Raw genomic sequence first — 4,231 nt, forward strand, 5'->3', positions numbered from 1 at the left:
ACTTCGGTGCCCGCGGCTTCCTCGACATGCGATCGATCCCCGAGGGGGCCTACAACGTCGGCGTGGACGCTTACAAATGGGGCTGGGGGATGAACTATGGAAACGGCGTGATTCACCCCGAACTGCACGTCGTCGCCGGTGAACCGACCAAGTTGACGATGACCAGCAAAGACGTCATCCACAGCCTGTACATCCCCTCGTTCCGTGTGAAAAAGGACATCGTGCCCGGCCGCTACAACTACATCTGGTTCAAGGCGATGGAGCCGAGCGAGAAGGTGATGACCGACGAGGAGTGCAAACAACTCGCCGACAAGGACAAAGAAGATAACCTGTCCTGGGATTACGACGCACGCCAGTGCACCCCCGACGGCTACAACTTCTACGACCTGTACTGTGCCGAATATTGCGGGACCAACCACTCAGAGATGCAAACCGTCGTGGTCGTCCATGAAACCCAAGAAGAGCTGGACGCCTGGATCAAAAAGTACAGCTCGCGCGGGGATGAACCGCCGGCGGCTTACGGTGCCAAATTGTACGAGCGTCGCGGTTGCAAAAGCTGCCACTCGATCGACGGCTCGCGATTGGTCGGCCCGTCCTACAAGGGCAGCTATGGCACGATGCGAGACATTGTCGGTGGCGACCAGGTCAAGGTGGATGAAAACTACATCCGCGAATCGATTTTGAATCCGAAAGCGAAAGTGGCCATCGAGCAAGGCGTTGCCTACCAGCCGGTGATGCCCAGCTACAAGGGGCAACTGTCCGAGGACGACATTTACAGTTTGATCGAATTCATCAAGAGCTTGGGCGATCCGTCGGCGACGGAACCGGAAGCGCCGGCGGACGCCGAACCCGTGTCGGTCGAATGAGCAAACGGCGGTCACGCCAAGACAGAATCAAGAAGAAGCCGGAGTGATCTCCGCATTTTGACTCCCGAACCGTCGGGAATTTTGGGACAATCACAACGGTGATTGACCTTGAAACCAATACCAACCCATTTGTGAATAAACGAGATAACGTTCATTAACAGGCCGTGCCGTAAGGTCGGGCTTCGATCGGATCGCCGGGATCGCATCTCGCGGATGCCGAAGCCGGTCATCAGCTCTGGTCGAATGAAGTTTCCATCGAGGTGAGAGATGTCTGCAGGATCTGTGCCGTCGGGCTACGAAGTCAATGACCCTGGCTATCCGACTCCGCAAGAGAACTACCTGACCAACTCAAAAGGAATTTTGAGCTGGGCCTTCACGCTGGATCACAAACGCATCGGCATGATGTATTTGATCGGTGTTACCAGCGCGTTCCTGTTGGGCGGGCTGTTGGCACTGGGAATCCGGCTGCACCTGTTTGCCCCCGATGGCATCCTGTTCAACAACGCGTTGTTCCAGTGGCTTGCCCCGGACAAGGCCCCCAACGACATCTACAACCAGGTGTTCACGTTGCACGGGGCGATCATGGTGTTCCTGTTCATCATCCCGAGCGTCCCGGCCGCCCTGGGAAATTTCCTGGTGCCGGTGATGTTGGGTGCCAAGGACGTCGCGTTTCCGCGTTTGAACCTGAGCAGTTTTTATCTGTGGGTCGGCGGTGCGTTGTTCTTCGTCATGGCGCTGTTGGCCAGCGGGTTGGACACGGGTTGGACGTTTTACACCCCCTACAGTACCACGACCGACTCATCGGTGATCCTGGCGACCACCGGGGCGTTCGTCCTGGGATTCAGTTCGATCTTCACCGGGTTGAACTTCATCGTCACGATCAACACGATGCGGCCACCGGGAATGACCTGGTTCCGCATGCCGTTGTTCCTGTGGGCGACGTATTCGACCAGTATCATTCAGGTGCTCGCGACCCCGGTGTTGGGGATCACGTTGCTGTTGCTGATCGCCGAGCGAACGTTGCACATCGGGATTTTCGACCCGGAATACAACGGCGACCCGGTCACGTTTCAGCACTTTTTCTGGTTCTACAGCCACCCGGCCGTGTACATCATGATTTTGCCGGCCTTCGGCATCATCAGTGAACTCATCAGCGTGCACAGTCACAAACGGATCTTCGGTTACCGCTTCATCGCCTACTCGTCGATCGCGATCGCCCTGCTCAGCTTCATCGTTTGGGGACACCACATGTTCACCAGCGGAATGAGCCCGATCACGACGATCATTTTCAGTGCGTTGACCTTCACCGTGTCGGTGCCTTCGGCGATCAAGGTGTTCAACTGGGTTGCGACGATGTTCAAGGGGTCGATCAGTCTGACGACGCCGATGGTGTACGCGATCGCATTCATCTTCTTGTTCACCATCGGCGGTTTGACCGGGTTGCACCTCGGCACGCTGGCGACCGACATGCACTTGCACGACACGTACTTCGTTGTCGCACACTTCCACTATGTGATGGTCGGCGGCACGGTCGTCGCGTTCTTGGGCGGCGTGTTCCACTGGTGGCCTAAGATGGTCGGCAAGATGTACAGCGAAGCCGGCGGGTTGCTTTCGGCGGCATTGGTGTTCATCGGATTCAACTTGACCTTCCTGCCGCAATTCATCTTGGGTAGCCGAGGCATGCCGCGTCGCTATGCGACGTATGACCCGGAATTCGCACCGCTGCACCAGATGAGCACCTACGGAGCATTAATCCTGGGTGTCGGCTTGTTTGTGGCGTTGTTCGTGTTGCTGATGTCGCTGGTCAACGGCAAGAAAGCCCCGGCGAACCCGTGGGGCGGTGCAACGCTGGAGTGGAATTGCACGTCACCGCCGCCGTTTTACAATTTCGAGCGTCCGCCGGTGGTGGGTGATCCCTATGAGTTCGGCGACATCCGCTGGGACACCGAATTGGATCGCTATGTGAAGGTGGAACCGCAGCGTGAACGGGTGCCCTCGGAGACTCCTGCCGAGACGCCGGCTCACGCGAGTGAGTAGTGGTGCATCGGATCGTCGCATCCGGATGACGGGCGATCCGACCAGTTGATATTGTCAGAGTTGTATTTGTTTTTCATTCCTTCGCTTGCTTGATTCAATCCATGGCTACTACCGACGCTGGGCTCGCGTCCGACGCGCATGAACAACCCGGTCACGGGCATTCCGACCACGGCCACGGTGATCACGATCACCCGTCGTACCTGGCGCACCACTTCGACACGCCCGAGCAGCAGTTTGACAGCGGCAAGCTGGGCATGTGGCTGTTCCTGGTGACGGAAGTCCTGTTCTTTAGCGGGATGTTTTGTGCCTATGCGATCTTTCGTGCTTGGCGGCCGGAAGTCTTCGAAGGTTGCAGCCAGTTTTTGAACACCAAGCTCGGTGCGATCAACACCGGCGTCCTGCTGTTCAGTTCCTTCACGATGGCCTGGGGCGTTCGCTGTGCCCAAAAGGAACAGCACAAATTGCTGACCGTGATGCTGGCCACGACGCTGTCGTGTGCGACCGTCTTCTTGGGCGTCAAAGCGATCGAATACTCCCACAAATGGCACCTGGGACTGCTGCCCGCTGGCCTGTTCAGCTACGACCCCAGCAATCCGCACCCGGTCGGTGGCCCCAATTACCTGGCCTACATTTGTGCCCCGTTCGTGGCGATCACGATCGGCGTGGCCATCTGGTTGGTCGTCAGCTTCCTTCGCGGGGCAAAGTTTCAATTGGAATGTGCCAAGCCGTTGCTGGTCGTGTGCCTCTGCTTTTTCGTCGGCGTCGGTCTAGGAACGATCCTGGAAAGCGGTGGCGAGGAAGGGCATCATGAAGACGACCACGCGGTTGTGGCGTCCACCGATGGCACGGCGGCCGAGCATGGTGAAGAGCATGCCCACGCCGACGGTGACCAGCACGTCGATCACGAAGAGCCAGCCGCCGCAGCGGTCGCCAGCTTGCCCGCCGCCGGGGCGATGAGCAACGACAGCGCCGATCTGGCCGTGCTGGAGCGTTTGGCGACCGATGCGACCAACACCGGTTTGCAAGACGAACTGGCCGCTCGCAAAGCTCAGTCGGAGCGATCCGGCGGTGGCATCCTTTACGACGTCAGCGACGACGCCTCGGCAACAGTGGCTTCCGCTCCCGAAAACGTGCTGCGTCCCAGTCGAGCCGGTGTGTTCTTCAGCATCTACTATTGCATGACGGGGATTCACGCCATCCACATTCTGGCCGGGATCGGTGTCTTGGTGTGGCTGCTGGTTCGTTCGATTCGCATGGATTTCAACCGCAACTACTTCGGTCCGGTCGATTACGTCGGGTTGTACTGGCACATCGTCGACATGATTTGG

The 4,231-nt window shown here is 58.1% G+C and carries 3 protein-coding genes; all 3 read left to right on the forward strand.

Features of this window, described 5'->3' with window-relative positions; genetic code table 11:
• Nucleotides 1-866 (forward strand): c-type cytochrome (locus ABX749_RS24130; protein ID WP_372898244.1); only part of this gene is annotated, 866 nt, incomplete at its 5' end.
• A 267-nt stretch (nucleotides 867-1,133) separates the two neighbouring features.
• Complete coding sequence (locus ABX749_RS24135) at nucleotides 1,134-2,903, forward strand: cbb3-type cytochrome c oxidase subunit I (RefSeq protein ID WP_145209600.1); 1,770 nt, start codon at nucleotides 1,134-1,136, stop codon at nucleotides 2,901-2,903.
• A 101-nt stretch (nucleotides 2,904-3,004) separates the two neighbouring features.
• A partial coding sequence (locus tag ABX749_RS24140; RefSeq protein WP_372898245.1) for a cytochrome c oxidase subunit 3 occupies nucleotides 3,005-4,231 on the forward strand: 1,227 nt, incomplete at its 3' end.

Origin of the sequence: Stieleria sp., assembly GCF_041595215.1 — a bacterium.
In the GTDB taxonomy this organism is placed as follows: Bacteria; Planctomycetota; Planctomycetia; order Pirellulales; family Pirellulaceae; genus Stieleria; species Stieleria magnilauensis.

Excerpts from the sequence above, each read along its gene's own strand:
- ABX749_RS24135 (WP_145209600.1), top strand. The coding sequence starts at position 1,134 with ATGTCTGCAGGATCTGTGCCGTCGGGCTACGAAGTCAATGACCCTGGC.